The following is a 25,369-nucleotide window of genomic DNA, read 5'->3' as shown; positions in this document are numbered from 1 at the left end:
CAGGCCCCATGTCCTTCTTCGAAGTGCTTTCACCGGTTCCACAGAAGATGGACATGGGGGGTGACCTCCCGCTGCGCTTCCACACGCGTCCGCTGTTCGGCCAGGTCGTGTGGCCCCTGCTCACGCTGGTGCTGTTCGTCGTGATTCCGCTCGCCTACGCGCTGGACCAGGGCCTGTCCCTGGCCCGGCTGCGCGAGGAGTGGATGCTGCCGCTGGTGGTGGTGCTGGGCGGCTTCGTGTCCGTGACGTTCATCCTGCGGTGTGTCCGCACCCGGCTGGAGGTGGTGGTGACGGCCCGGGAGGTCATCCTGCGCGGTGCCGGGGCCCTGAGCGCCTTCACCTGGAGCGAGCCCCTGGACCACTACGTGGGCCTCGACTGCGAGCGGCGCCACCACCCGGACTGGATTGGCGCGCAGGACGAGTACGGCATCGCGCTGACGCACCGGGAGGACCCGGAGCGCAACGTCGTCGTGCACTGGGGCCGCGATGCCCGGCGCTTCGAGGACCGGCTCGCGCGCTACGCCCACATCCTCCGGCTGCCCATCCGCCGGGAACAGCGCGCACCCCTCGCGCAGGCACGCGCCGCCCGCAGGTAACCGCGTCAGGACATTCGCCAACGCGTCGGGAATCTCCGACGCCTCTTGACGCGTCGGAAAGTTCCGACGTATCAATCCGGGCCATGTCCGACCCGGATGTCTTCGCGGCGCTCTCCAATCCGGTGCGCCGGGAAATCCTGCTGCAGCTGCGCAAGGGGCCGCGCGCGGTGAACGACCTGGCGAGCGGCTTCCAGTTGGGGCGGCCCGCCGTCTCCGAACATCTCCAGGTCCTGCGCAAGGCGCGGCTCGTCCGCGAGGAGCCGCGCGGCCGGGAGCGCTACTACCACCTGGATCCGCGTCCATTGTCGGAGGTGGACGACTGGCTCAAGGCCTTCACGCACTACTGGAAGCAGCGGCTCGCCGCGCTCGAGGACGTGCTCGACGAGGAGTCACGCAAATGAATCCCCCTGCCGTCATCCAGCTGGACCACGTGTATGCCCATCCGCCCTCCGCCGTGTGGAAGGCTTTGACGGACCCGGCGCTCCACGCGAGGTGGTGGGCCGCGGGCGACGTGCGCCCCATCGTGGGCCACCGCTTCACGCTCGACATGGGCCCCTGGGGCCAGCAGCCCTGCGAGGTGCTCGCGGTGGAGTCGGAGCGGCTGCTCCAGTACCGCTTCGCCACCGGCACGCTCGACACCACCCTCACCTGGCGGCTCGTGCCCGAGGGCACGGGGACGCGGCTCACGCTCGTCCACGAGGGCTTCAACCTGGACTCGCCCATGGGGCGCCGGGCCTTCGAAGGGATGAAGCCGGGCTGGCCGGGAGTGCTCGCACGGCTGGGCGCCGCGCTCGAAGGCTGAGCGCGGGCCCTCGCTGATGGCTCAGCTCACCGGGGGCCGCACACCGTGGCCCCTTCGTTCCAGATGGTGACGTTGCCCACCGGGGACACGGAGCAGAAGCCGCCGCAGCAGTCTTCGTTGGAGCGGCACTGGGAGCCGTGCGGCCGGCAGGTGAAGTGCGGCGGCGTGCTCAGCGCCGTGGTGACGGTCTGCCAGGGGATGCCCGGGCCGGTCCACGACAGCTGCGCGTGGGCGTCGCCGTAGCCCTCGAAGAACTCCATCACCAGGTCATGCGGGCTGTTGGCGGTGAGGGACACGGCGACGTCGTGCGTCTGCCCTCCCTCCGCCTCCATCCAATGGTCGACGAGCAGCACGCCGTCCAGCCACAGGCGCACGCCGTCCTCGGTGTTGGTGCGCAGCGTGTACGTGCCGGTGGTGGGCGCCGTCAGCGTGGCGGACCAGCGCGCGGACCACCTGTCCGCGGGCACGCCGGGCGCGGGCGAGGACGCGCCCCAGTACGTCCCCAGGAACGCCTCGCGCCGCACGGTGGCGCGGTTGTAGAGGAACTCGGAGGTGAAGTACTCGGCCTTCAGGCCGGGCTGCCCTTCCGCGACCTCGGGCGTGCAGACGGCGTCACCCTCGTTCCAGATGGTGACGTTGCCCACGGGGAACACGCTGCACCCGCCGGAGCGGCACTGCGCGCCCGCGGTGCAGTGGGCGCCCAGGGGACGCGGCAGGGGCAGCGCTGGCGTCTCCAGGCGGGACACGGGCACCGTCTGCCAGGGCTGGCTCGGGCTCTGCCACTGGAGCAGCAGCGAGGCCGCGGCCTCCGCGTCGAAGAACTCCAGCACCACGCTGGCGGGGACGTCCTGCGACAGGGCGATGCTCCCGGAGCGCTGCTCCACGGCGTGCTCGAACCAGTCATCCACCAGGAGTTGGCCATTCACCCACAGCCGCACGCCCCCGCTGGCGGAGGTGCGGAACGTGTACGTCTGCGTGAAGGCGGGCGTGACGAAGCCCTCGATGCGCATGCCGAAGAAGTCCGCCGGGATGCCGGCCACTGGCGCCCCCGTTCCGTAGGACACGTTCACGGTGGACAGGTGACGCAGCACCGGAACGCCCTGCATCCTCAGGTTGGGGAAGAAGCGCGCCACCACGCCCGGCTCGCTGCTGGCGTACTGGATGACGACCACGTACTGCGCGTTGGTGCCCTGCGCCGGAGCCGCCATGCCGCCGCCCAGCACCAGCGTCCCCGCGGGCACGGACTTCACGTACACCTTCATGGGCGTGGAGGAATTGGACGTGGTCGCGGAGGGGTCGTTGGTGGCGAGCACCTCGTCGGTGAGCGCCCAGGTGCCGTCCGCCAGCCACGCGGGCAGCACCGTGTTGCGGCGGTCCATGGCCACGTAGACCGTGGCGGCGGAGTTCAGGCCCAGCCGCACCTGCGACGCGCCGGTGTAGAGCTTGTCGTCGTTGGCCGCCTGGAGCAGCACGCCGCCCTGGAGCCGGGGGGACAGGCCCGTCAGCGTGTACGTCCGGTCGATGTAGAGCTGCGTGCCCGTCTGCGCGGTGGCGAAGGTGTAGGGCCGGCCCGTGCCCACGGCCTCCAGGGTGACGAGCCCGTTGGCGGAGGTCAGGCCCTGCGCGCGGGTCGCGGTGGACGGGGACTCCTGTTCTGGAACAGGACCACAGGCCAGCAGGCTGGCGAGCACCAGGAGCGGTGCGAGGAAGGTACGGCGCATCACGAAGGCCTCCGGGAAGAAGGGGGCGGGCAGCCTGTGCGCGCAGGTCCAACAAGGAAAGGATGCGGGAGGCGGGATCATCTGATTCCGTGGAATCGCCTGGCGTCCGGGCCCGCGCCTCCAGGCACGTGGACGCCGGGGGACATGACAGGTAGAAGGCCGCCGTTAGGAGATCGTCCCTTGAAGAAGACCCCCCTCGTCACCGAAATCTCGAAGGAGTTCACCTTCGAGGCCGCGCACCGCCTGCCCAACGTTCCGGAAGGGCACAAGTGCTCGCGGGTGCACGGCCACAGCTACCGCATCGAAATCACCCTCCGCGGCCCCGTGCATCCGCAGTTCGGGTGGATCGTGGACTTCGCGGAGCTGAACGCCGCCTGGCAGCCGCTCCACGCCCAGCTGGACCACCGGCTGCTCAACGACGTCCCCGGCCTGGAGAACCCCACGAGCGAGCTGCTGGCCGCGTGGCTCTTCGAGCGCGTGAACGTGCCCGGCACCACCGTCGCGCGCATCCGCGTGGCGGAGACCTGCACGTCCTCGTGCACCGTCTACGCCGCGGAAGGCTGAAGCGGGCTCAGCGCTCGATCTGGCCCAGGTTGGCGTGGATGACCGCGCCATTCAGGACCGGTGTGGTGGCGCAGAGGTAGAGCACGCCGGCGATCTCCTCCGGCGTGATGAGCCGCCCGAACGTCGTCATCCCCGCCACGCTCGCCCGGACGGCGGGGTCCGTGCCCATGTGCTCGCGGAGCATCTCCGTGTCCGTGAAGCCCGGGCAGACGCAGGCGGTGTGGACCTGCGTCCCCGCCAGGTCCTGGCAGGTGGCCCGCATCATCCCGATGAGCGCGTGCTTGGTCGTCACATAGGACGCCACGCCCTTCACGGCCTTCTCCCCCAGCGTGGACGACACGTAGAGCAGGGACGAGCCGTCCGTGAGCAGCGGCCGCGCCAGGCGGTTGAGCACCAGCGGGGCCACGACGTTGACCTCCAGCACGCGGCGCAGGTGGTCCGCGTCCATGGTCAGCGCGTCGTCATGCTCGTAAAGCGCCGCGTTGTGGATGACGGACAGGCGCCCCTGCCCTGCCCCGACGCGCAGCGCCGCTTCGACCGCGGGCTCCCAGCCCGGCACGGCCAGGTCCACCGGCACGTTGACGACGCCCGGCACGGTGCAGGGGCTTCGCGACACGTTGATGACACGCCAGCCCTCCTTGCGGAACCGCTCCGCCGCCGCCCGGCCAATGCCCCGGCTGGCGCCGGTGATGAGGACCTGATCAGACATCGCGTTTCCACTCCCAGGAGGCCCACTGCCCGGGGCCCGAAGCGCACTTCACCACCAGCCCCGTGATGTGGTCGCGCGCCATGGCGCTGCCGTCGCCCACCAGCTCCTCGCCGAAGACGCGCGCCAGCTCCTCCAGCGACACGTTGGCCACCGGGAGCACCGTGACGTCGCGAGCGAGGAAGCGCAGCTCCTCGCCGTTGAAGTGCGCCACGTGGTTGCCCTTTTCGTCCCGCTCCAGCCGCAGGTGCTTGGAGTGGGCGGGCAGGAAGAACGTCTCGTTCCAGGCCTTGCAGCGCTGGATGATGGCCTGCTTGAGCGGACCGTAGTCCGAAAGCAGGCCGTCGTCGGACACCTCCCCCGTCAGCGCGACGTAGACGGAGAAGTTGTGCCCATGCAGGTTCTCGCGGTGCGTGGCGGAGAAGATGGTGAAGTGCCCCGCGGAGAACTTCATCTCTTCCTTGTGCAGCTCGAGGGTCGTGGTGCGCGGCGCCATGGGATGCCCCAGGGCATACCACCCAGGGCCAAGGCGGGACTAGAAGAGGAAGTCCGTGGTGAGGAAATCCGACTCTCGGCGGGTCAGGATGGATTGGACGAGCGCGGTGTTGTCCGGCGTCGTCTTCGTCGCCACCAGCGTGCGGATGGAGAACACCCGCAGCGCGTCCGCCACGGACAGCGTCCCTTCCGCGGAGTCCTTGCGGCCGTTGAACGGGAACGTGTCCGGCCCGCGCTGGCACTGGCAGTTGAGGTTGATGCGGCCCACCTGGTTGGAGAACGCGTCGATGAACCGCCCGATGCGCGCCGAGTCCTTGCCGAACAGGCTCAGCTGCTGACCGAACTGCGACTCCACCACCAGCCGCACGGCCTCCGCGTCGTCGTCGAAGACCATCACCGGCACCACCGGACCGAACTGCTCCTCCGTGGCCAGCCGCATGTCCCGCGTCACCGGGTACACCACCGTGGGTGAATAGAACGACCGGGACGCCTGCCCGCCCGTCTGGTTCACCACGCGCGCGCCCTTGGACACCGCGTCGTCCACCAGCCCCTGGAGGTACGTCCCCTTGCCCGGCTCCGGCAGCGGCGTGACGGCGACGCCCGGGTCCCACGGCATGCCGGGCTTGAGCTTGTCCACGGCGGCGGTGAACTTCGCGAGGAACGCGTCCACGATGTTCCGGTGCACCACCAGCAGCTTGAGCGCCGTGCACCGCTGGCCGTTGAATGACAGCGTGCCGGTGATGCACTCCTTCACCGCGTTATCCAGGTCCGCGTCCTCCAGGATGATGGCCGGGTTCTTCGCGTCCAGGCCCAGCACGGACTTGAGGCGGTGCGGGCGCGGGTGCATGCGCTTCAATTCACTGGCGCCCTTGTTGGTACCGATGAAGGCGAACAGGTCCACCTGCCCGCTCTCCATCAGCGCGCCCACGGTCTCCCGGCCCCGGCCGTAGATGATGTTGATGACGCCGGGCGGGAAGCAGTCCCGGAACGCCTCCAACAGGGGCCGCACCAGCAGCACGCCGAACTTCGCCGGCTTGAACACCACGGTGTTGCCCATCAGCAGCGCGGGGAAGAGCGTGCTGAAGGTTTCGTTCAGGGGGTAGTTGTACGGCCCCATGCACAGGGCCACGCCCATGGGCGCGCGGCGGATCTGCGCCATGATGCCCTGGTCCTGGACGAAGCGGGACGAGGTGCGGTCCAGCTCCTTCAGCGCGCGGATCGTCTCCACGATGAGGTCCACCGTGCGGTCGAACTCCTTCTCCGAGTCCGGCTGCGTCTTGCCAATCTCCCACATGAGCAGGTTCACCACGACGGTGCGCTGGGCGCGCATGGCGGTGAGGAAGCGCTCCACGTGCTCGATGCGCTCGGCCACCTTGAGGGAAGGCCAGACGCCCCGGCCGGAGTCATAGGCCTTCACCGCCGCCGCGAGCGCGTCCAGGGACTCGCGCGAGGTGAGCAGCGGCGTGGCGCCAATGACCTTCTGCTTCAGCCCTTCCGGGGTCCGGACGAAGACGGGGCTCGCCACCGGGTTGAGCTCACCGGCCCAGGTGCGCAGCTCGCCTCCCACCAGGTACTCGCGCTGCTCCAGGTACGCGGGCAGCCGCACGCCGGGGGGAATCTGCTCTTCGGAGGGAAAGAGGGTGTCGAGTGCCGTCATGGACGGCCTTTCTAATCAGACACCCCGCCCCCGGCACGATTTCCCGTCATGATGAAACCATGATGAGGAGACGAGCCCCCCATGCGGTTCGATGCGGGGCGCATCTGGATGATGGCTCCACCCTGATGCGCGAGAGGTGGTCCATGCTGAAGTCCCTCCTGAGAAGCACCCTGCCGCTGCTCCTGATGACGTCCTCCGTGCCCGCGGGAGCCCAGCCGGACGCAGGCGCTCCCCCCACGAGCGCCATCTTCGGCACGGTGATTGACGTCGAGACCCGCAAGCCCATCGCGGACGTGGTCGTCAGCGCGACCTCGCCGAGCCTGCAGGGCGAACAGACGGTCGTCACGGACGCCCAGGGGAACTACCGCATCCCGCGTATCCCCGCGGGCACATACACCGTGAGGTTCGAGAAGGAAGAATACAAACCGTACGCACGCCCGGGCATCCCGCTGCGAGAGAATCGCGCCATCCGGCTGAACGTGGAGCTGGCCGGCGATAAGTTCTTGAGCACGGAACTCATCGTCGGCGCGCCTCCGACCATCGACGTGGGATCCACGAACCAGGGCGTGAACGTGGACCAGGAGTTCATCAAGCGCATCGCGGTCATGCGGCCCGTGGGCCAGGGCGGCGCGGTCCGCTCCAGCGAGCCCCTGGCGGGACCCGCGCCTGGCCACGGCTACGTGGTGGACGGCAAGCCGCAGCCCGCGCCGGAGCGCACCATGGCCCTGACTGGCCAACCCTTCGTCGACATGTACTTCAAGGGCTACGGCGTGAACCCCACCGTGGACACCGAGGAGGAGCGCTTCTCCACCTTCTCCGTGGACACCGACACGGCGTCGTACACGCTGACGCGCGCGTACCTGGAGCGCGGCTCGCTGCCAGACGAGCAGGCCGTGCGCGTGGAGGAGTTCGTCAACACCTTCGACTACGACTACGCCAGCGCCACGGACGCGCCGTTCAGCGTGAACGTGGAGGGCTTCCCCTCCCCCGCGCGCAAGGGCTACCAGGTGGTGCACATCGGCGTGAAGGCGCGCGACGTGAGCCGCGACCAGCGCAAACCGGGGAACCTGGTCTTCGTCATCGACGTGTCCGGCTCCATGAACATGGAGAACCGGCTGGGCCTGGTGAAGCGCTCGCTGCGCCTGCTGGTGGACGCGCTGGATGAGCGGGACCAGGTGGCCATCGTCGTCTACGGCAGCACCGCCCATCAGGTGCTCGCCCCCACCAACGCCTCGAAGAAGGCCGCCATCCTGAGCGCCATCGACAGCCTCCAGCCGGAGGGGGCCACCAACGCCCAGGCGGGCATCGAGCTGGGCTACGCGCTGGCCGCGAGCCATCTCGTGAAGGGCGGCATCAACCGCATCGTCCTCTGCTCGGACGGCGTGGCGAACAACGGCATCACCGAGGCGGACGGCATCTGGGAGCGCGTGAAGGACCAGGCGGCGGCGGGCATCACCCTGTCCACCGTGGGCTTCGGCATGGGCAACTACAACGACGTGCTGATGGAGCGACTGGCCCAGGTGGGTGAAGGCAACTACTCCTACGTGGACAAGCTGCAGGAGGCCCGCCGCATCTTCGTGCAGAACCTCACCGGCACGCTCCAGGTGGTGGCCAAGGACGTGAAGCTCCAGGTGGAGTTCGACCGCAAGACGGTGTCCCGCTACCGCCTCATCGGCTACGAGAACCGGCTGCTCACCCGGCAGCAGTTCGACGACGACCGCGTGGATGCGGGCGAGGTGGGCGCGGGCCACGCCGTCACCGCCCTCTACGAGGTGAAGCTGCGCGACCCGTCCCAGACGAACTTCGGCACGCTGCGGATCCGCTACAAGGCCCCGGAGGGCGGCAGCTCGCGCCTCATCGAGAAGGCCATGCCCGTGACGCTCCTGCGCCCCGCCTACGAGAAGGCCGCCTCCCCCACCCGCCTGTCCTACGTGGCCGCCGCCTTCGCGGAGAAGCTGCGCGGCTCCTACTGGGCGCGGCCGCTCACCTACGACGCGCTCATGTCGCTGTGGGCGGAACTGGGCACGCCGCTGAAGACCCGCCAGGACGTGGTGGAGCTGGGCGAGCTCATCCGTCTGGCGAAGAAGCTGGACCTCCGCGAGGACCGCTTCGAGTCCATCGCGCCGGTGCGCACCATGGATGCCGACCGCGTCCCCACCATCAAGTAGGGACGTCCCGGATGCCGCGCAGGCTGCTGCCCACCCTCGTCGCCCTCGCGCTCGGCCTCGCCGGGCTCGGGGTCGGCCTGGGCTACCTCCACCGCATCTTCGCCGCGGAACGCGAGGATGCGCGGGCCTCGCTCCGCTCCCGGCGCGAGGCCCTGGAGCAGTATGCCCGTGCGTCGCTGGGGCAGGCGCTGCGTGAGGGCATGGAGGACTCGCGCGGCACGCGGGCGGCGGCGAAGGAGGATCCGCTCGTGGCCACGCCGGGGCTGTACCTGCGGGAACAGGGGGAGCAGGTGCTGCCCCGGATGGCGCAGTTCGACACGGCCGGGGACGCCCCCGCGAAGGAGCGCTACGCCAGGCTGCGCGCGGGCACGGAGGTCGCGGACGAGGACGAAGGCCCGTGGAAGGAGCGGCTGGAGCGGCTGTCGCTGGTGGAGCAGGCGCTGAAGGCGAAGGACCGGAAGGCCACCCAGCTGTCGTTGATGGCGCTGCTCCAGCACCGCGCCCGATTCGTGCTCGCGTCCACGCGCGACCTGCCGTCGCTGCTGGTGGTGCTGGAGGACGTGGCGGCGCGGGGCGACGTGGTGCCGGACCTGATGCGGGGACTGGTCCGCGACGGACTCGTGGACGGCCAGGGGGGTGGCCGGCTGGAGGGGTTGCAGCGGCTGCTGTTGCTCAAGCGCTCGCGCTTCACGCCGGAGGACTTCGACTTCCTGCGGGAGAAGGTGGCGGCGCTCTCCACGCGCGTGGGCGTGCCGGTGGCGGACTTCGAGGCACGGGTGCGCGAGCTGGCGACGTCGCCGCTGCCCATGCCAGCCGACGTACCGGAGCCGATGCTGACGCGGTCCGGCTGGTACCTGGAGCCGTTGTCCGGAGGCGACGTGCGTGGGCTGGCGCTGGACCTGCCCGGGCTGCTGGCGGGGCTCACCCGGGAGATGCGCGAGCGCGGCCTGCTGGAGGCGGACGGACGCGTGACCCTGTCGGTGGATGCGGCGGTGGTGACGCTGACGTCGCTGCCCGTGGCGGTGGAGTCGTCCATCTGGGCGCGGAGCGAGGACGCGCTGGAGCGCCGCTACCAGCTCAAGACATGGATGCTGGCCCTGTGCGCGGCGCTGGCGCTCACCATCGCGGCGCTGGCGTTCGTGGCGCAGCAGCGCAAGTACCGCTTCCTGGAATTGAAGAGCGACTTCGTGGCCACGGTGTCGCACGAACTGCGCACGCCGCTGGCCTCCATCCGGCTGCTCGCGGAGACGCTGGAGTGGCGGGTGGCGGAGGGCGCGGACGCGAAGGACTACCCCGCGCGCATCATCCGCGAGGCGGACGGCCTGGGCTTCCTGGTGGAGAACCTGCTGTCCTTCAACCGCATCGACAAGGGGCGCTGGGTGCCGAAGCTCGCGCCGGTGCGGCTGGACGAGCTGGTCTCCAACCTGCGCCGGGACCTGGAGTCCGGCGCGCCGGTGCCGGTGGAGCTGACCGCGGACGTGGACGCGCGCGAGTTGAACGCGGACGCGCAGCTCCTGCGGCTCCTGCTGGCGAACCTGGCGCGCAACGCGTGCGCGTACAACACCCGCAGCCCCGTGCGGCTGCACATCCAGACGCTGCCCGGCGGGCGCGTGCACTTCACGGACAACGGCACCGGCATCCCGGCGTCCGAGTGGGAGCGCGTCTTCGGCGAGTTCTACCGGCTGTCCGGCCGCGACGGCCGCGAAGTTCCCGGCAGCGGGCTGGGGCTCGCGCTGTGCCGGAGGATTGCCCGGCTGCACGGGGGCACGCTGCGCGTGGCGGCCTCCAGCCCTGAAGGCACCACCTTCGAACTGACCCTTCCCGAGTACCGGCCCGAGGCCCGGAGCATCACATGACCACCGCCGCCCCCACCGTCCTCGTCGTGGAGGACGACCCGAACCTGCGGCTCGCGCTGCGCGACAACCTGGAGCATCAGGGCGGCTACGCCGTGGAGGAGGCCGCCACGGTGAAGGAGGCGCGCGAGCAACTCTCCCGCCGCGACTTCCAGCTCATCCTCCTGGACGTGATGCTGCCGGACGGAGACGGCTACTCGCTGTGCCGCTCGCTGCGCGAGGAGGGCCTGAGCGTGCCGGTGCTGATGCTCACCGCGCGCACGCTGGAGGAGGACGTGGTGCGCGGCTTCGAGTCCGGCGCGCAGGACTACCTGGGCAAGCCCTACCGGCTGCGCGAACTGCTCGCGCGCGTGGGCGCCCATCTGAAGCGCGGTGGTGGTGTCGCCCCGGCGAAGGTCCTGCGCTTCGCGGGCTACAGCGTGGACCTGGACCGGCGGCGGGTGGAGACGCCGGAGGGCGCGGAGGTGGAGCTGACGCGCAAGGAGTTCGACCTGCTGGCCTTCTTCCTGAAGGAGCGCGAGCGGGCGCTCAAGCGCGACGAAATCCTGGATGCGGTCTGGGGCACGGACGTGGTGGTGGATCCGCACACCGTGGACAACTTCGTCTCCAGCCTGAAGCGCAAGCTCAAGTGGACCAGCGCGTCCCGCTTCTCCATCCAGACCGTGCGCGGCGTGGGCTACCGTATGGAGGTCGAGCGAGGCTCCTGACCGCCTGGCTGGGGCGCTGCCACCGGACCTCCCTTGCCTGCGTGGCGGAGGAGGTCGTCGCCGCGCTCGCGGACCCGAGCCACTTCGAGCGCGGCCCCCGCGTCCCGTCCAAGCGCGGCACCGCGACGGACCACGCGCGCCCGCCTTCGTGGTGGAGGACGGGCGCTGCGTGTCCGCGCGGTGGCCAGGGGACGCGGACCTCTTCACGGAGCGCTTCCTGAAAGAGGCTGTGAGACGGCAGCTCAGGACTCGTCGTCGCTGCTGTCGGACATGTACTCCGCCAACTTGTCGAACTGCTCCGGCCTGGGGATTTCCTTGCGGAAGTTCTGGTCATCGTAGTTCACCGCGCGGCGCATGTAGTCCGGGCTCTTCGCCATGGGGTAGCCGGGGTTGTCCCCGGTGAAGGCCTGCTCCAGGGTGAGCTTCTCGTCCTGCACCATGCGCAGCGCCGCTCGGCCTGCCTTGCTGGAACCCGGGACGCGCATGGGCTCGGACACGTTTATGACGGCTGTCATCTTGGCGGCGCCATTCTTCGACTTGCCGTCAGTGATGACGGAGGGCGCGGCTGCCTTGGGGTCCAAAGCGTTGAGCAGGTCCGTGGCGATGTCCTTGTCGCTGGCGCCCCCGGCCTTCATCGCAGCCACCATGTCCGAATACTTGTGCCCCACCGACTGCTTGTCGTAGTTCTTCTTCACGGTGGTCATCATGAAGGCCGGGTCGGACGTCCTGGTGAATGGGTTCGCGTTCACCGGACCGAAGGACGTGCCCACCAGCTGCTTGCCGTCTACCTTCGGCTTCAGATTCATGAGGTCCTGAGCGGTGGACACGAAGCCGCTGCGGCCGTTCGACGAGCCCACCGCGTCCGCGGACGACTGACGGCGCTCCTCGCGAAGCTTCGCCCGCTTCAGCCGGGCCTCCGTCGTGTTGTCCTTGACGTCTGTCTTCGCCAGCTTGCTCGGCTCCGGCGACGACGCCGCGTCCGAAGCGTCCAGCGGGCGCTTCTTGCTCGTGCTCGCGGAGGGCGTGGCGACGGTGTTCGGCGCCTTGGGCGCGGAGGTGGCGGACGGCGACTTCGGCAGCGACGACGCCTTGACGCGGGGACCATCGCCAATCCTGGGCTTGTGCATGAGACCTCTGGGGAAGAGGGAACGAACTGGCCCGGCAGCTTAACCAGGGCTGCGCCTCCGCGCCCGGCGTCCTTCAATCCCTGTTCACCCAACACCCTTTTGGATTCCAAGGATTGACTGAATACCAAGTCTAATGACATGAAGCCCTGGAGACTTTGTTCTCTCAAAAAACAAAGTCGACCTGGGATGTACGAATCCACCTCCCAGGAGTTCCTTCACCTGCTGGCGGTACCCAAGGGAGACGTCATGAGCCACAAGGGAATGTTCCGCGGTCTGTCGTTGCTGGGAGTCGTGGGCGCGCTGGCGGGCTGTTCGGGGCCCGAGGCCGGAGACACCACGCCAGAAACCGTGGGCCAGGTGGAGAGCGCCGCCGTGGTGTCGACCATCACGGAGGGCGACTACGTCATCCGCTCGGTGCGGACGAACAAGTGCATCGACGTGGCGTCGTCCAGCACGGCGGATGGCGCGAAGGTGCAGCAGTGGGACTGCAACGGCACCAACGCGCAGAAGTTCCGCATCTCGCCCACGTCCGGCGGGTTCTGGAAGATCATCAACGTCAACAGCGGCAAGGCGCTGGACATCCAGGGCGTCAGCACCGCGGAGAACGCGGTCCTCCACCAGTGGACCTACGTCGACGGCGCCAACCAGCAGTTCCAGTTCATCAACCGGGGCGGCACGCAGTTCAGCTTCCACCCGCGCCACACCGGCATGGCCATGGACCTGTCGTGGGGCTCCTTCGACAACGGCACGCTCATCGTCCAGTACCCGTTCTACGCGGACCGCGACAACCAGCGCTGGACGTTCGACAAGGTCTCCGGCGGCGGTAGCGGAGGCGGCTCGGGCTTCGGGGGCATCCTCACCCGCGACATGTTCAACACCATGTTCCCCAACCGCAATGGCTTCTACACGTACGACGCGCTCATCGCCGCCGCGAACGGCTTCCCGGGCCTGGCGACGACGGGTGACACCGACACGCGCAAGCGCGAGGTGGCCGCCTTCCTGGCCAACGTGTCGCACGAGACGGGCGGGCTCGTGCACATCGAGGAGATCAACAAGGGCGACTACTGCGACACGTCGTGGGGTCCCCCGGGATGCAGCTGCGCCCCGGGCAAGCGGTACTTCGGACGCGGCCCCATGCAGCTGTCGTGGAACGGCAACTACTGCGCGGCGGGCAACGCGCTGGGCCTGCCGCTCCAGGCGAACCCGGACCTGCTGGCCCAGGACGCGAACGCCGCGTGGCGCACGGGCTTCTGGTTCTGGACCACGCAGAACGGCGCCGGCTCCATGACGGCCCACAACGCCATCGTCAACGGCGCGGGCTTCGGAGAGACCATCCGCACCATCAACGGGTCGGTGGAGTGCTACGGCCGCAACCCCGGCCAGGTGCAGAGCCGCATCGACAAGTACCTGCAGTTCTGCTCCCTGCTCGGCGTGAGCCCCGGCAACAACCTGGGCTGCTGACGCCTCAGGGCAGCTGCCCCAGCAACTCGAAGAGTGCCTCGCGCGTCAGCCCCGCCGCGTCGCGAGCCGCCGTCTCCAGCATCCCCCGGGCCCGGCCCAGCCGGGCCGGGTCCGCTTCCTCCAGCGCGGCCACGGCGGCCTCCTGGAGCTCGCGCGACGCGGCCGGGCCCAGCTGGCCCTTCAGCAGGAAGAGGGCCTCCGCCGCCGGAGCGCCGGAGCGCACCAGCGCCACGGCGGAGCGGGCCGCGACGTGCGGACTCTCGTCGCGGAGGTGCTCGCGCAGGGCCGCGATGGCCTCCGGCGACAGCGGACCGCACAACCCCAGCAGCGCCGCCGCTTCCTGCCGGATGGGCGCTTCCGGCGCGGGCAGCGTGCTCAGCAGCGCGGACTCCAGGTCCGGCAACGCGGGCGCGGGCCGCGCCTCTCCGTTCAACTCCTCCAGCAGGCCCCGCAGCGACACCAGGGCCAGGTAGAGGCGAGCACCGTCCGACTTGCGCACCTGCTCCAGCAGCCGGGGCGCGGTGAGGTCCGGCGCCAGCGGCGCGAGCGCGGCCAGGGACTCCAGCGCGGAGAGGGCCACGGCCTCCTCGTCCTCCAGGAGCGCCAGCAGCTGGCGCAGCTCCGACGCCGCGGCGGTCCCCAGCCGGCCCACGACGCGCGCCATGGCGCCGCGCACGGAAGCCTTCGGGTGCTGGAACAGCCCGTCCAGCGCGGCGAGCTGGAAGGGATCCACCCGGCACACCCCGGCGAGCACGTTCGCCGCGTTCTCCAGCGCCGGGGCGTCCGCCTCCATCCGCGTCAGCACCGCCAGCACACTCTGGACGGCGAGCCCGGTGAGGCCCGCCTGCGGAGGCCACCAGCTGCGCTGCAACAGGAACAGCAGGGGCTCCGCGACCGATGTTCCGGGCCGCCCCAGTTCCTCCAGGAGCGCCCGCGCGGTCCGCTCCCGCGACTCTGGCGCCCCGGACACCAGCAGCTCCTCCAACGCCGACTGCGCCTCCTCGCGTGCGCCCACATCGCGCGAGGAGAGTCGCCCCAACCATTCCTCCACCGTGCGGACACGGCCCTTGCTGCGCTCCGAAGACATGGCTCCACGCTAGCGCAACACCCCGGGAGCCCGGGGCAACATCACCGGCTCAGACCTGCGCCATCTGGATGAGGTTTCCGCAAGTGTCCTCGAAGACAGCGACCGTGACAGGGCCCATCACCGTGGGCTTGCTGCGGAACACCACGCCGAGTTTCACCATGCGTTCATATTCCGCCGCACAGTCGTCGACGCCGAACGACGTCAGCGGGATGCCCGCGTCGAACAGCGCCTTCTGGAACACGCGCGCGGGCGCGAAGCCCATGGGCTCCAGCAGCAGCTGCGTGCCCTCCGGCGCGTCCGGCGCGACGACGGTCAGCCACCGGTCCTTGGGGCCCATCGGGACGTCCACCTTCAGCACGAAGCCCAGGACCTCCGTGTAGAACTTCAGGGCCTTGGACTGGTCATCCACCATCACGCTCGTGACACTGATCCGCATCGCATTCCTCCCAGGAGTTTCATCGCTTCACTTCACCGGTGCTGCACGCCGTGCCGGAAGCAGTCCACCGTGTGGTCGTCCACGATGCCCGTGGCCTGCATCCATGCGTAGACGATGACCGGCCCCACGAACTTGAAGCCGCGCTGCTTGAAGGCCTTGGAGTACGCCTCCGACAGCTCCGTCTTCGCCGGCACGTCGCCCCGGCCCTTCCACACATTGCGGATGGGCTTGCCTCCCGCCATTCCCCAGACGAACGCGGAGAAGTCCTCGCCCGCCTCCTGCATCTTCAGATAGGCGCGCGCGTTGCCGATGGTCGCTTCAATCTTGGCGCGCGCCCGGACGATGCCTTCATCCGCCATCAGGCGCGTGACGTCCTTCTCCGTGAAGCGCGCCACCACCTTCGGGTCGAAGCCCTTGAACGCCTTCCGGAAGGCCTCGCGCTTGCGCAGGATGACGATCCACGCGAGCCCCGCCTGGAAGCCCTCCAGCATCAACATCTCCCAGAGCGCGCGGCTGTCTCGCACCGGCACGCCCCACTCCTCGTCGTGGTAGGTCTGGTACAGCGGATCCGTCCCCACCCACACGCAACGCTGTTGCATCCACGCTCCTCGCTGGTTCGCGGCCGGGGCTACCACGAATACTGAACAGGCGGCCAGTCCTGTCGCCTGTCTTTTCAGCGCGGGCGCGTCAGCAGCGCGAACAGCCCGTCGCTCCACCACCGGCCGCGCAGCCCCGGCAGGAACCGCTGCCAGTACACGCTGCTGCGGGGAATCCGTCCGGGCAGCGGGTACTCGAAATCAATGGACTGGAAGCCCGCCTCCACGGCCATGCGCCGCGCGTCCAGCTCCGTGATGGGCGTGATGTGTCCGGAGTCGCGGTAGTCCTGCTCGCAGAACGCGGGGAAGTAGCCCCGGACGAGGAAGGACAGCCGCGCTGTCAGGCTGTCGTTGTTGGGCGTGGTGAAGAAGAGGTGGCCTCCGGGCTTGAGCACGCGGAAGGCCTCCTTCACGAAGTGGCGCGGGTTGGCCAGGTGCTCCAGCACCTCGATGGCGAACACCCAGTCCACCGAGGCATCGCCCCACGGCAGCGCGTCCCGGGACACGTCCCGCAGCTGGAACTCCACGCCCGGCAGGCGGCTGGCGCCCGCGTCGTGGATGTCCGTGCTGAGGATGCGCTCGATGGCCGGGTTCCGCTGCAGCCGGCGGATCCACCCGCCACTGCCCGAACCCACGTCGAGCACCACGCCAAAGGCCCGCTGCCCCGCCACGCTCCAGGCCGCGTCCCGCAGCGGCTCCGGGGACAGCCCTTCCTGACGCTGCGCGTAGGCAGCGGCGTCATGGCCCAGCGGCCCCGTGTTGCCCTTCACTCCTGAGTCCATGCGCGGAACTCTACCCTCCGGAGCGCCGTGGCGCCCGGTCCGCCTCCGGGCCTGCCCCCCGGCGCTTCGGAGGACGCTTCACTGCATGCCCGGCCGCGCGGGCTCGGGGCTCCGCATGGGGGCGCCCATGGGCGCCTCATCCTTGAGCGAGCCGCGGATCATCTCCCGCAGCTCGGGGCTGTCCTTCTCCCCGTGGACGGACACCGCGTGCTCCACCGCGGCCCGCAGCACCTCGTCCTCTTCGCCGGTGATGGTCAGCGAGCAGTTGGACTCGCTGGGGGCCTCCCGGCAATCCATTGTCTTGCGTGACATGGCTGATTCACCTCCCCTTCTGAGTTGCGCATGTGAAGGGCCACGCGCAATCCGCGCGAACCGCTATCATCCGCGCGCCAGGTGCTACCGGGAGGCACGCATGGGACAGGAAGTGGATGTCATTGTCGTGGGCGGAGGGCTCGCGGGACTCGTCGCCGCGACCGAGCTCGCGGATGCGGGCAAGCGCGTCGCCGTGGTGGACCAGGAGGGACCCCAGAACCTGGGCGGCCAGGCGTTCTGGTCGTTCGGCGGCCTGTTCCTCGTGGACTCGCCCGAGCAGCGGCGCATGGGCATCAAGGACTCCCACGCGCTCGCGCTGGAGGACTGGATGGGCACCGCCGCCTTCGACCGCGAGGAGGACCACTGGCCGCGAAAGTGGGCGGAGGCCTTCGTCGACTTCGCCGCGGGCGAGATGCGCCCCTGGCTGGTCCAGCAGGGCATGAGCTGGTTCCCCGTGGTGGGCTGGGCGGAGCGCGGCGGCTACGGCGCCGTGGGCCACGGCAACTCCGTCCCCCGCTTCCACGTCACCTGGGGCACCGGCCCCGGCGTGCTGGAGCCCTTCGTCCGCCGCGCCAAGGCCGCGGAGGCCCAGGGCACCCTCACCTTCTACTTCCGCCACCGCGTGGATGAGCTGCTCACCCAGAACGGCGCCGTGGTGGGCGTGCGCGGCATGAGGCTGGAGCCCACGGAGGTCCCGCGCGGCGCCAGCAGCTCGCGCGTGACGGTGGGTGACTTCGAATTGCGCGCGAGCGCGGTCATCGTCACGTCCGGCGGCATTGGCGGCAACCACGAGCTGGTGCGCAAGGCATGGCCCCAGCGCATGGGCCCCGCGCCCAAGTTCATGATCCAGGGCGTGCCCGACCACGTGGACGGCCGGATGATCGCCATCACGGAGGCCGCGGGCGGGCGCCTCATCAACCGCGACCGCATGTGGCACTACACGGAGGGCCTGCGGAACTGGAACCCCATCTGGCCCCGGCACGGCATCCGCATCCTGCCGGGCCCCAGCTCGCTGTGGCTGGACGCCACCGGCAAGCGCCTGCCGCCGCCGCTGTTCCCCGGCTTCGACACGCTGGGCACGCTGGAGCACATCCTCAAGACGGGCCACGAGCACACCTGGTTCATCCTCAACCAGTGGATCATCAAGAAGGAGTTCGCGCTCTCCGGCTCGGAGCAGAACCCGGACCTCACCGGCAAGGACTGGCTGGGCGTGCTCAACCGCGCCGTGGGCAAGAAGGCCATGGGCCCGGTGGAGGCCTTCAAGGAGAAGGGCGAGGACTTCGTCATCTCCGACAACCTGCGCGACCTGGTCGCCGGGATGAACGCGAAGACGGAAACGCCCCTGCTGGACTTCGCCACGGTGGAGCGCGAGGTGAAGGCGCGCGACCTCCAGATGGACAACCCCTTCAGCAAGGACCTGCAGCTGGCCGCCATCCGCCAGGCGCGCAACTACCGGGGGGACAAGCTGGTGCGCACCGCGAAGCCGCACCGCATCCTGGACCCCAAGGCAGGGCCGCTCATCGGCGTGAAGCTGAACATCCTCACGCGCAAGACGCTGGGCGGCTTCGAAACGGACCTCCAGGGCCGCGTCTTCAACGCCCAGGGGCAGACCATCCCAGGGCTCTATGCGGCAGGTGAGGTGGCCGGCTTCGGAGGCGGTGGCGTCCACGGCTACCGCGCCCTGGAAGGCACGTTCCTGGGCGGCTGCATCTTCTCCGGCCGCGCCGCGGGCCGGGCCGCCGCGGGGAATGTGTAGTCATGGGCGGTGACGGGCAGGGGCGTTGAAGGCCCCTGCCCCTCCGGACGTCCTCAGGCCGCGGCCTGGAAGGGCCACGGCGTGGAGCGCATCCCGGCCGCCCAGTTGTCGTGCCGGCCGTCCCAGTACCCGAAGGTGAGCAGCGACGGGTCCACGTCATCCAGCGTGTTGACGTAGATGGAGACGAACTTCCCGCCCAGCTCCGGGACGTCGCCGTCGCCGAAGCACACGACGCCGCAGTTCGAGCAGAAGCTGCGGGTGTTGGGGCTGCCGTCGCGCCCGTACTTCTTGAGGGCGTCCTGGCCCTTCAGGAGCCGGAAGGCGTCCGGCTTCATCCCCGCGCCGCCGCCGTAGCCGTACTTCATGCAGATGGTGCAGTTGCAGCGGCTCACGCCCGCCAGGTCCACGGTGGCCTCGTAACGCACGGCGCCACACAGGCAGCCGCCCGCGTAGGTGTGCAGGCCGCGCAGGGCAGGGGTCTTCTGAAGGTCGTTCTGGGTCATGGCGGAATCTCCGGTGCCGCGTTGTGGGAACGCAATCAATGTCGCCCCGGTCCGTGACAGCCTTATGTCAGGTTTGTCGCCCTCCTCTGTTGAACCCGGCGGGGCTTGGCCCAGAGTGCCCCGGTCCGCCGTTCCAGGAGCCCGCATGCCCGCGTGGAAGTCCCTGTCCCGTCTCCTTGCCCCGACGTTGCTCCTGCCGCTCCTGGGGGCCGCCCCCCCTGCCCCCCCGCCCGCCACGAAGCCCGCTTCGGCGGTGAAGGCGGCCACGGGCGCGTCGGTGACCCGGCCGTCGAAGCAGTACACGGTGGAGCAGTTCATGGGGTCCACGGAGGTGGTGGCCCCGGTCTTCACGTCGGACGGCAAGCAGCTGCTCTTCTCGTCGAACGCGTCCGGCATCTTCAACGCGCACAGCGTGCCGGTGGGTGGGGGCAAGCCCACCGCGCTGACGCGCTCGAAGACGGACAGCATCCGGGTGGTCGGGGCCTTCCCTCGTGACAGCCGCTTCCTCTTCGAGCGCGACAAGGGCGGCGATGAGCAGTCGCACGTCTACGTGCGCACCCCGGACGGCAAGGAGAAGGACCTCACGCCCATGAAGCAGGGCGTGGCCCACTTCCTGGGCTTCAGTCACGACGACAGCGCGTTCTACATCACCACCAACGAGCGCGACCCGGGCGCCATGGACGTGTACCGCCATGACGCGAAGACGTGCGCGCGCACGCTGCTGGTCCAGAACGACAAGGGGTTCGGCGTCGCCGCCGTGGCCCCGGACGAGAGCTGGGTGGCGCTGGAGGAGGCGGTCACCACGTCGGACCGCAACGTGTGGCGCTACGACGTCGCGACGAAGACGCTGAAGAACCTCACGCCCCACACGGGCTCGGCCAGCTACCGCGTGGGGGACATCCACCCCGTCACCGGGGAGCTGTACGTCATCACGGACGACGGCTCGGAGTTCGAACGCGTGGTGCGCCCGGCGAAGGAGGCCGGCAAGTGGGAGGACGTGGAGAAGACGGACTGGGACATCTACGGCACCTGGTTCTCGCGCTCGGGGGCGTTCCGCGCCTCCATCATCAACGTGGACGCCGGCACCGAGGTGCGCCTGCACGACGTGAAGGCCGGCACCCAGGTTCCGCTGACGCAGCTCCCCGCCGGGATGATCTCCAACGTCGTCTTCTCCCGTGACGAGAAGCAGCTGGCGGTCCAGCTGGAGACGGACCGCACCTCCGCGAACCTCTATGTCCTGGACCTGGTCACGAAGAAGACCCGGCGCGTGACGGACACGATGAGCCGCGAGCTGGACCCGGAGGACCTGGTGGACGCGCAGGTGGTGCGCTTCAAGTCCTTCGACGGGATGGAGATCCCCAACCTGCTCTTCAAGCCGCACCAGGCGACGGCGCAGAACAAGGCCCCCGCCATCGTCTACGTGCACGGCGGTCCCGGCGGCCAGACGAGCCGGGGCTACAACAACTTCGTCCAGTACCTGGTGAACCACGGCTACGTGGTGCTGGGCATCAACAACCGGGGCAGCGCCGGCTACGGCAAGACGTTCCTGAAGGCGGACGACCAGAAGCACGGCAAGGATCCGCTGCTCGACTGCGTGGAGGCGCGCAAGTACCTGGCGAGCCTGCCGTACGTGGATGGCTCGCGCGCGGGCATCCTCGGCGCCAGCTACGGCGGCTACATGGTGCTGGCGGCGCTCGCCTTCCACCCGGACGCCTTCGACGTGGGCGTGGACGTCTTCGGCGTGTCCAACTGGCTGCGCACGCTCAAGAGCATGCCGCCCGAGTGGGGCGCCTTCCGTCAGGCCATGTTCCAGGAGATTGGCGACCCGGAGAAGCAGGAGGCGATGCTCAGGGAGACCTCCCCTCTCTTCCACACGGAGCGCATCCAGAAGCCGCTGTTCGTCGTGCAGGGCGCCAACGACCCGCGCGTCCTCCAGGCGGAGTCGGACGACATCGTCGCGGCGGTGAAGAAGAACGGCGTGCCCGTGGAGTACCTGCTGCTCCCCGACGAGGGCCACGGCTTCAAGAAGAAGAAGAACGAGGCGGAGGTGGACCGGCGCGTCCTGGCGTTCCTCGACCGCTACCTGAAGCCCGCCACCGCCACGTCCCCCAAGCCCTGAGGGGCGCTTCCGCGACGCACTGAAGGCTCCCTGCCGCCCTGCTTGCTTGTCAGGACTGAATTTCCGCGTCCGTCGCTGGGAGCGAAAGGAGCGGTCCCGATGCGCCAGGCGATGAAGCAGGCCCCGATGAACCTCAAGCACCTGAACCCTTCCGGTCACGGCATCGACGCGGCCTCGCGTCCCAGCCCGGTGACCGCTCCTTCCACGTGCCGCTGGCGGGGCTTCGCGTCCCTTCGCCTCGCCTCGCCCGGCTCCTGAAGGCGTCACGCCCGTCCCTGACGCGGCATGTCCCTGGAGGCCGGGCTCCCGACAACGGGGACCCGGCCTTCTTCATGTCCGGGCTCCCACCCACCTTCCGCTTCCCACCCATAGGCCGCGCACCGGGTGCAGTCCGAACTCCAAATCCGGACGAGCAGGGTTCGACTCCCTGGCGGCCTGTCCCGCCCGAAAGGCCCCTGTGTCATGGAAACGCTGGTGCTGAGCCAGTCCTACGAACCCGTCGCACGCATCCCGTGGCAACGCGCCGTCATGCTGCTGGTCCAGGGCAAGGTGGAGGTCGTCGAGGAGTACGAGGACCGCGTCATCCGCTCGGTGACGGTGGAGCTGCGCATGCCGTCCGTCATCCGCTTCGTGCGAGCCCTGTGGAAGGGCCCGCGCGGCGTGCGCTTCAGCCGCGAGAACGTCTACCAGCGCGACCAGTGCCGCTGCCAGTACTGCGGCCGCAAGGTGACCCGTCCGGAGGCCACGTACGACCACGTGCTGCCGCGCGCGCAGGGTGGCCGCACGAGCTGGGACAACATCGTCATCGCCTGCGTGCCCTGCAACCAGAAGAAGGGCAACCGCACCCCGGCGCAGGCGCGGATGACGCTGCGCACCGTGCCCGCGAAGCCGAAGCGGCTGCCGGACGCACTGGTCGTGTCGTTCCTCATGGAGAAGGGCCTGCCCCTGTCCTGGCGCAAGTTCCTGAGGGACGTGGCCTACTGGCACACGGAGCTGGAAGCGTAAGGTCCTGGCCCACGCGGATGGGCCGGGACTTCGCTTCCGCGCCGCAACGGTTAGAGTGCCGCACGTCGAGGGGGCGTTCCGGACCACACCATGGCGACGAGGAAGAACGAAGACCAGGAGCGGCTCATCGACCGCGACCTCACCGCGATGGCGCGCGAGGGCAAGCTGCCGGCCGCCCACGGCGTGGACACCTCCGTGACGGAGGTGCTGGGGCTCCTGGCGCGTGGAGGCAAGCACCCGCTGCTGGCGGGCGAGCCCGGCGTGGGCAAGAGCGCGCTCGTGCAGGAGGTGGCCCGCCGCATCGCCGAAGGACGCGTGGACGGAGACCTGGCCCAGGCACGGCTCGTGGAGGTGTCCGTCGCGAACATCCTGGCGCGCAGCACCCAGCGCCAGGCCGCGGAGTCCTTCGAGGAGCTGCTCACCCACCTGGGCCGCCACCCCTGCCCCATCGTCTACATCCGCGACCTGCCGGTGGCCCTGGGCGGCCCCCTGGCGCCGGTGGCCGTGCGCGCGCTGCGCACCGGCGGCCTGCGCTTCATCTTCGAGACCGAACCCAAGCGCGTGCAGGAGCTGCTGCGCGCCGACGAGGCCCTGGCCGAGCGGCTCCACCTGCTGCCGCTGAACGAGCCTCCGCTGGAGAAGGCGCGCTGGATTGTCGGCCGCGTGGCGGAGGAGCTGGAGCGCGAGCTGCGGCTGCCCATCGACCCGGCCGCGTGCGACCTGGCGCTGCGGCTGTCCGCGAAGTTCCTCCTGGCGCAGCACATGCCGCGCAAGGCCATCGAGCTGCTCAAGGAGACGGCGGCGGAGGCCGCGGGCGTGGCGCGCGACCACGTGGGGCCGGAGGACGTGCTCACCCGCTTCTGCGCCGCCACGCGCCTGCCCCGCTTCGTCGTGGACGACGCGATGCCGCTGGACCTGGAGGAGACGGAGCGCTTCTTCGGGGAGCGGCTGCTCGGCCAGACGGACGCGGTGGCCGCGGTGCTGCGCTCGGTGGCGCTGCTCAAGGCGGGGCTCAACGACCCGCGCCGCCCGCTGGGCGTGTTCCTCTTCGCCGGGCCCACGGGCGTGGGCAAGACGCAGCTGGCGAAGCTGCTGGCGGAGTACCTCTTCGGATCCGCGGACAGGCTGGTGCGCCTCAACATGGCGGACTACCCGAACGACGGCGATGAGAGCGTCCCCTTCGGCGCTTCATGGGCACCGGCGCTGGAGACGCGGCGGGGTGAGCTGTCCGCGCTGCTCGACGGCAAGGTGTTCACCGTGCTGCTGCTGGACGAGTTCGAGAAGGCCGCGCGCAGCGTGCACGACCGGTTCCTCCAGCTCTTCGACGAGGGCACCTTCGTCAACGGCGCGGGCGAAGCGGTGTCGTGCAACAACACGCTCATCGTGGCCACGTCCAACGTGGGCTCGGAGGTGTACCGCGAGGCGGGCCTGGGCTTCGCCGCGCACAAGCGCGCGGAGGAGCAGGTGTCGGAGGTGGACCGCCGCATCGCGGAGGCCTTCCGTCCGGAGTTCCTCAACCGCTTCGACGCCATCTGCCACTTCCGTCCGCTGTCGCGCGTGGACATCCGCAAGATTGCCCAGCGCGAGGTGGGCCGCGTGCTGGAGCGCGAGGGCATCCGCGCCCGCGCCCTGGACGTGGAGGTGACGCCGGAGGTGGTGGACCGGCTGGTGGAGCGCGGCTATTCGCCGCAGTTCGGCGCGCGCTACCTGCAGCGTGAAATCGAGAAGACGCTCACCGCGGCGCTCGCGGTGGAGATTGCGCGCAGGCCGCTGCCGCCGGGAACGCCCGTGCGCGTGGAGGCCCGCCCGGGAGGCCGCGTGGTCGCGGTCGCGGAGCCCGTGCCGCCGCCCCGAGAGGTGACGGCGCAGCTGCTCTTGCCCACGCCGAAGGCCGCGGCGGTGAAGCGCCGGCTGGACCGCAAGTCGCTGCTGATTGAAATGGACCGGCTGGTGGGCCGTGCGCGCGCGCTCGCCGAGTCCACGGGACGGTCGGAGTTGGAGGAACGCCGCGCGGCGCTGCTCGCGGAGACGCAGGCGCCCAACCTCTGGGACGACTCGCTGCGCGCGGCGGACGTCCTCCGCGCCTTCCGCACGGTGGAGGCTCAGCTGGGAGAGCTGGACCGCCTGGAGGCCGCGTGCCAGTTCGGGCGCCGGCTGGTGCGCGAGGCGAAGAACGAGATGCAGCTGGGCTCCGCCGCGAAGCAGGTGGAGGAGGTCGCGCGCGAGGTCCAGATGGCAGAGGCGCTGCGGGCCGCCGGGGCCACGACGTTGGACAACGAGGCGCTGGTGGACATCTGCGCCAGCGACGCGTCGGAGCTGCAGGACGTGTGGGTGCAGGAGCTGGCCACCATGTACCTGGGCTGGGCGCAGCGCCGGGGCTACGAGGCCACCGCCGTCGCGGAGGCGGACGCCCCCGCGCGCGTGGTGGTGCGCATCGCAGGACCGGGAGCGTATGGGTTCCTCGCGGGAGAGGCGGGGCTACACCGCCGCCTGGAGGACGAGAAGCGCCAGCGCGCGTACGTGCGCGTGCACCGGGGTGGGCCGCTGGAGGAGGTGGAGCGGGAGCTGCTGGTGCTGGAGGGCCGGCCGGTGAAGAGCCGCGAGGGCGAGTACCTCCAGCGCGTGCGCAACGAGGTCACCGCGAAGGACGAGGCCACGGGCCGCGTGCTCACGCTCATTGGCGCCGGGGAGCTGGACGAGCTCAAGGGCATCGCCGCGCGCGTCGTCGCCGGCCAGGGCGCCAGCACCGACGAGGCCCGCCGCTACTTCCTGGGCCGGGGAGCGCGCGTGGAGGATCCCCGCACCGGCGCTGGGACGCCCCGCGTAAAGGACGTGATGCGAGGCGAATTGGATGTGTTCATCGCCGCGTGGATTTCCCGTCCGCCTCCGGAGGGCTCCACGCCGATGTCCTGAGCG

The 25,369-nt window shown here is 69.9% G+C and carries 24 protein-coding genes; 13 read left to right on the top strand and 11 right to left on the bottom strand.

The genetic code is table 11. From position 1 onward, the window contains the following. Positions 1-53: 53 nt before the first annotated feature. The 3 genes from D7V80_RS08940 to D7V80_RS08930 all read left to right on the top strand — a co-directional run bounded on the left by D7V80_RS08940 (position 54) and on the right by D7V80_RS08930 (position 1,398). A complete protein-coding gene (locus tag D7V80_RS08940; RefSeq protein WP_147447025.1) occupies positions 54-596 on the top strand; it encodes a hypothetical protein in 543 nt (180 codons plus the stop codon). A gap of 83 nt (positions 597-679) precedes the next feature. Next, on the top strand, positions 680-997 hold the full coding sequence (locus D7V80_RS08935; RefSeq protein ID WP_120587750.1) for a helix-turn-helix transcriptional regulator: 318 nt from the start codon (positions 680-682) through the stop codon (positions 995-997). Next, a complete protein-coding gene (locus tag D7V80_RS08930; RefSeq protein WP_120587749.1) occupies positions 994-1,398 on the top strand; it encodes an SRPBCC domain-containing protein in 405 nt (134 codons plus the stop codon). Before D7V80_RS08935 ends, D7V80_RS08930 begins: the two co-directional genes overlap by 4 nt. Before the next feature lie 26 nt (positions 1,399-1,424). Here the strand turns inward: D7V80_RS08930 and D7V80_RS08925 are convergent, their stop codons facing one another. Next, complete coding sequence (locus D7V80_RS08925) at positions 1,425-3,119, bottom strand: PA14 domain-containing protein (protein WP_120587748.1); 1,695 nt, start codon at positions 3,117-3,119, stop codon at positions 1,425-1,427. Positions 3,120-3,299: 180 nt separating this feature from the next. Here D7V80_RS08925 and queD point away from each other — a divergent pair, with 180 nt between their 5' ends. Continuing rightward, a complete protein-coding gene (gene queD / locus D7V80_RS08920) occupies positions 3,300-3,683 on the top strand; it encodes a 6-carboxytetrahydropterin synthase QueD (RefSeq protein ID WP_233585221.1) in 384 nt (127 codons plus the stop codon). A gap of 7 nt (positions 3,684-3,690) precedes the next feature. Here queD and D7V80_RS08915 read toward each other — a convergent pair whose 3' ends face one another. From D7V80_RS08915 to D7V80_RS08905, 3 genes are read right to left on the bottom strand one after another with little or no spacing between them, the layout of a single operon-like run. Then, complete coding sequence (locus D7V80_RS08915; RefSeq protein WP_120587746.1) at positions 3,691-4,392, bottom strand: SDR family NAD(P)-dependent oxidoreductase; 702 nt, start codon at positions 4,390-4,392, stop codon at positions 3,691-3,693. Next, positions 4,385-4,885: a 6-carboxytetrahydropterin synthase gene (locus tag D7V80_RS08910; protein ID WP_014394259.1), complete on the bottom strand. Its 501-nt coding sequence runs from the start codon at positions 4,883-4,885 to the stop codon at positions 4,385-4,387. Before D7V80_RS08910 ends, D7V80_RS08915 begins: the two co-directional genes overlap by 8 nt. Before the next feature lie 39 nt (positions 4,886-4,924). Further along, positions 4,925-6,541: an NADP-dependent glyceraldehyde-3-phosphate dehydrogenase gene (locus D7V80_RS08905; RefSeq protein ID WP_120587745.1), complete on the bottom strand. Its 1,617-nt coding sequence runs from the start codon at positions 6,539-6,541 to the stop codon at positions 4,925-4,927. Between the two features lie 143 nt (positions 6,542-6,684). Between D7V80_RS08905 and D7V80_RS08900 the strand changes: the two genes are divergently transcribed. From D7V80_RS08900 to D7V80_RS08890, 3 genes are read left to right on the top strand one after another with little or no spacing between them, the layout of a single operon-like run. Beyond that, the gene (locus tag D7V80_RS08900) at positions 6,685-8,709 is read left to right on the top strand and encodes a von Willebrand factor type A domain-containing protein (RefSeq protein ID WP_199738455.1); all 2,025 of its coding nucleotides are present in this window, start codon (positions 6,685-6,687) and stop codon (positions 8,707-8,709) included. An 11-nt stretch (positions 8,710-8,720) separates the two neighbouring features. Further along, positions 8,721-10,565 (top strand): HAMP domain-containing sensor histidine kinase, encoded by a 1,845-nt coding sequence (locus D7V80_RS08895; RefSeq protein ID WP_120587744.1) that lies wholly within the window; start codon positions 8,721-8,723, stop codon positions 10,563-10,565. Then, positions 10,562-11,269, top strand: coding sequence for a response regulator transcription factor (locus tag D7V80_RS08890; protein ID WP_120587743.1), 708 nt, complete (start codon positions 10,562-10,564; stop codon positions 11,267-11,269). The genes D7V80_RS08895 and D7V80_RS08890 overlap by 4 nt, the downstream gene beginning before the upstream one ends. 242 nt (positions 11,270-11,511) lie before the next feature. Here the strand turns inward: D7V80_RS08890 and D7V80_RS08880 are convergent, their stop codons facing one another. Next, positions 11,512-12,396: a hypothetical protein gene (locus tag D7V80_RS08880; protein ID WP_120587742.1), complete on the bottom strand. Its 885-nt coding sequence runs from the start codon at positions 12,394-12,396 to the stop codon at positions 11,512-11,514. Between the two features lie 246 nt (positions 12,397-12,642). Between D7V80_RS08880 and D7V80_RS08875 the strand changes: the two genes are divergently transcribed. Continuing rightward, on the top strand, positions 12,643-13,857 hold the full coding sequence (locus D7V80_RS08875) for a glycoside hydrolase family 19 protein (RefSeq protein ID WP_120587775.1): 1,215 nt from the start codon (positions 12,643-12,645) through the stop codon (positions 13,855-13,857). A gap of 4 nt (positions 13,858-13,861) precedes the next feature. Here D7V80_RS08875 and D7V80_RS08870 read toward each other — a convergent pair whose 3' ends face one another. From D7V80_RS08870 to D7V80_RS08850, 5 genes are all read right to left on the bottom strand, one after another. Further along, the gene (locus tag D7V80_RS08870) at positions 13,862-14,944 is read right to left on the bottom strand and encodes a HEAT repeat domain-containing protein (RefSeq protein ID WP_120587741.1); all 1,083 of its coding nucleotides are present in this window, start codon (positions 14,942-14,944) and stop codon (positions 13,862-13,864) included. A gap of 49 nt (positions 14,945-14,993) precedes the next feature. Then, entirely contained in the window at positions 14,994-15,380 is a 387-nt protein-coding gene (locus D7V80_RS08865) for a VOC family protein (protein ID WP_120587740.1), read from the bottom strand. 32 nt (positions 15,381-15,412) lie between these two features. Further along, positions 15,413-15,979 (bottom strand): DNA-3-methyladenine glycosylase I, encoded by a 567-nt coding sequence (locus D7V80_RS08860; RefSeq protein ID WP_120587739.1) that lies wholly within the window; start codon positions 15,977-15,979, stop codon positions 15,413-15,415. 74 nt (positions 15,980-16,053) lie between these two features. Next, the gene (locus tag D7V80_RS08855; RefSeq protein WP_120587738.1) at positions 16,054-16,758 is read right to left on the bottom strand and encodes a bifunctional 2-polyprenyl-6-hydroxyphenol methylase/3-demethylubiquinol 3-O-methyltransferase UbiG; all 705 of its coding nucleotides are present in this window, start codon (positions 16,756-16,758) and stop codon (positions 16,054-16,056) included. Positions 16,759-16,836: 78 nt separating this feature from the next. Beyond that, positions 16,837-17,070 (bottom strand): DUF1059 domain-containing protein, encoded by a 234-nt coding sequence (locus D7V80_RS08850; RefSeq protein WP_014394245.1) that lies wholly within the window; start codon positions 17,068-17,070, stop codon positions 16,837-16,839. Between the two features lie 100 nt (positions 17,071-17,170). Between D7V80_RS08850 and D7V80_RS08845 the strand changes: the two genes are divergently transcribed. Beyond that, on the top strand, positions 17,171-18,826 hold the full coding sequence (locus tag D7V80_RS08845; protein WP_120587737.1) for an FAD-binding dehydrogenase: 1,656 nt from the start codon (positions 17,171-17,173) through the stop codon (positions 18,824-18,826). Between the two features lie 53 nt (positions 18,827-18,879). Here the strand turns inward: D7V80_RS08845 and D7V80_RS08840 are convergent, their stop codons facing one another. Then, positions 18,880-19,329: a GFA family protein gene (locus D7V80_RS08840; RefSeq protein WP_120587736.1), complete on the bottom strand. Its 450-nt coding sequence runs from the start codon at positions 19,327-19,329 to the stop codon at positions 18,880-18,882. A 145-nt stretch (positions 19,330-19,474) separates the two neighbouring features. On the opposite strand from D7V80_RS08840, the gene D7V80_RS08835 reads away from it, so the two are divergent. The 4 genes from D7V80_RS08835 (at position 19,475) to D7V80_RS08825 (ending at position 25,366) form a co-directional block, all read left to right on the top strand. Further along, positions 19,475-21,448 (top strand): S9 family peptidase, encoded by a 1,974-nt coding sequence (locus D7V80_RS08835; RefSeq protein ID WP_120587735.1) that lies wholly within the window; start codon positions 19,475-19,477, stop codon positions 21,446-21,448. Positions 21,449-21,547: 99 nt separating this feature from the next. Then, positions 21,548-21,706, top strand: coding sequence for a hypothetical protein (locus D7V80_RS41715; protein WP_158616577.1), 159 nt, complete (start codon positions 21,548-21,550; stop codon positions 21,704-21,706). A gap of 204 nt (positions 21,707-21,910) precedes the next feature. After that, on the top strand, positions 21,911-22,453 hold the full coding sequence (locus tag D7V80_RS08830) for an HNH endonuclease (RefSeq protein ID WP_014394236.1): 543 nt from the start codon (positions 21,911-21,913) through the stop codon (positions 22,451-22,453). Positions 22,454-22,543: 90 nt separating this feature from the next. Continuing rightward, complete coding sequence (locus D7V80_RS08825; RefSeq protein ID WP_120587734.1) at positions 22,544-25,366, top strand: AAA family ATPase; 2,823 nt, start codon at positions 22,544-22,546, stop codon at positions 25,364-25,366. Positions 25,367-25,369: the final 3 nt, after the last annotated feature.

It is taken from the genome of Corallococcus sp. CA054B, from assembly GCF_003611625.1.
GTDB lineage: Bacteria > Myxococcota > Myxococcia > Myxococcales > Myxococcaceae > Corallococcus > Corallococcus coralloides.
Note: the sequence above shows the minus strand (reverse complement) of the source record. Positions and strands in the feature narration are given on the sequence as shown.

Excerpts from the sequence above, each read along its gene's own strand:
- D7V80_RS08940 (WP_147447025.1), top strand. The coding sequence starts at position 54 with ATGGGGGGTGACCTCCCGCTGCGCTTCCACACGCGTCCGCTGTTCGGC.
- D7V80_RS08935 (WP_120587750.1), top strand. The coding sequence starts at position 680 with ATGTCCGACCCGGATGTCTTCGCGGCGCTCTCCAATCCGGTGCGCCGG.
- D7V80_RS08930 (WP_120587749.1), top strand. The coding sequence starts at position 994 with ATGAATCCCCCTGCCGTCATCCAGCTGGACCACGTGTATGCCCATCCG.
- D7V80_RS08925 (WP_120587748.1), bottom strand. The coding sequence starts at position 3,119 with ATGCGCCGTACCTTCCTCGCACCGCTCCTGGTGCTCGCCAGCCTGCTG.
- D7V80_RS08915 (WP_120587746.1), bottom strand. The coding sequence starts at position 4,392 with ATGTCTGATCAGGTCCTCATCACCGGCGCCAGCCGGGGCATTGGCCGG.
- D7V80_RS08910 (WP_014394259.1), bottom strand. The coding sequence starts at position 4,885 with ATGGCGCCGCGCACCACGACCCTCGAGCTGCACAAGGAAGAGATGAAG.
- D7V80_RS08905 (WP_120587745.1), bottom strand. The coding sequence starts at position 6,541 with ATGACGGCACTCGACACCCTCTTTCCCTCCGAAGAGCAGATTCCCCCC.
- D7V80_RS08900 (WP_199738455.1), top strand. The coding sequence starts at position 6,685 with ATGCTGAAGTCCCTCCTGAGAAGCACCCTGCCGCTGCTCCTGATGACG.
- D7V80_RS08895 (WP_120587744.1), top strand. The coding sequence starts at position 8,721 with ATGCCGCGCAGGCTGCTGCCCACCCTCGTCGCCCTCGCGCTCGGCCTC.
- D7V80_RS08890 (WP_120587743.1), top strand. The coding sequence starts at position 10,562 with ATGACCACCGCCGCCCCCACCGTCCTCGTCGTGGAGGACGACCCGAAC.
- D7V80_RS08880 (WP_120587742.1), bottom strand. The coding sequence starts at position 12,396 with ATGCACAAGCCCAGGATTGGCGATGGTCCCCGCGTCAAGGCGTCGTCG.
- D7V80_RS08875 (WP_120587775.1), top strand. The coding sequence starts at position 12,643 with ATGAGCCACAAGGGAATGTTCCGCGGTCTGTCGTTGCTGGGAGTCGTG.
- D7V80_RS08870 (WP_120587741.1), bottom strand. The coding sequence starts at position 14,944 with ATGTCTTCGGAGCGCAGCAAGGGCCGTGTCCGCACGGTGGAGGAATGG.
- D7V80_RS08865 (WP_120587740.1), bottom strand. The coding sequence starts at position 15,380 with ATGCGGATCAGTGTCACGAGCGTGATGGTGGATGACCAGTCCAAGGCC.
- D7V80_RS08860 (WP_120587739.1), bottom strand. The coding sequence starts at position 15,979 with ATGCAACAGCGTTGCGTGTGGGTGGGGACGGATCCGCTGTACCAGACC.
- D7V80_RS08855 (WP_120587738.1), bottom strand. The coding sequence starts at position 16,758 with ATGGACTCAGGAGTGAAGGGCAACACGGGGCCGCTGGGCCATGACGCC.
- D7V80_RS08850 (WP_014394245.1), bottom strand. The coding sequence starts at position 17,070 with ATGTCACGCAAGACAATGGATTGCCGGGAGGCCCCCAGCGAGTCCAAC.
- D7V80_RS08845 (WP_120587737.1), top strand. The coding sequence starts at position 17,171 with ATGGGACAGGAAGTGGATGTCATTGTCGTGGGCGGAGGGCTCGCGGGA.
- D7V80_RS08840 (WP_120587736.1), bottom strand. The coding sequence starts at position 19,329 with ATGACCCAGAACGACCTTCAGAAGACCCCTGCCCTGCGCGGCCTGCAC.
- D7V80_RS08835 (WP_120587735.1), top strand. The coding sequence starts at position 19,475 with ATGCCCGCGTGGAAGTCCCTGTCCCGTCTCCTTGCCCCGACGTTGCTC.
- D7V80_RS41715 (WP_158616577.1), top strand. The coding sequence starts at position 21,548 with ATGCGCCAGGCGATGAAGCAGGCCCCGATGAACCTCAAGCACCTGAAC.
- D7V80_RS08830 (WP_014394236.1), top strand. The coding sequence starts at position 21,911 with ATGGAAACGCTGGTGCTGAGCCAGTCCTACGAACCCGTCGCACGCATC.
- D7V80_RS08825 (WP_120587734.1), top strand. The coding sequence starts at position 22,544 with ATGGCGACGAGGAAGAACGAAGACCAGGAGCGGCTCATCGACCGCGAC.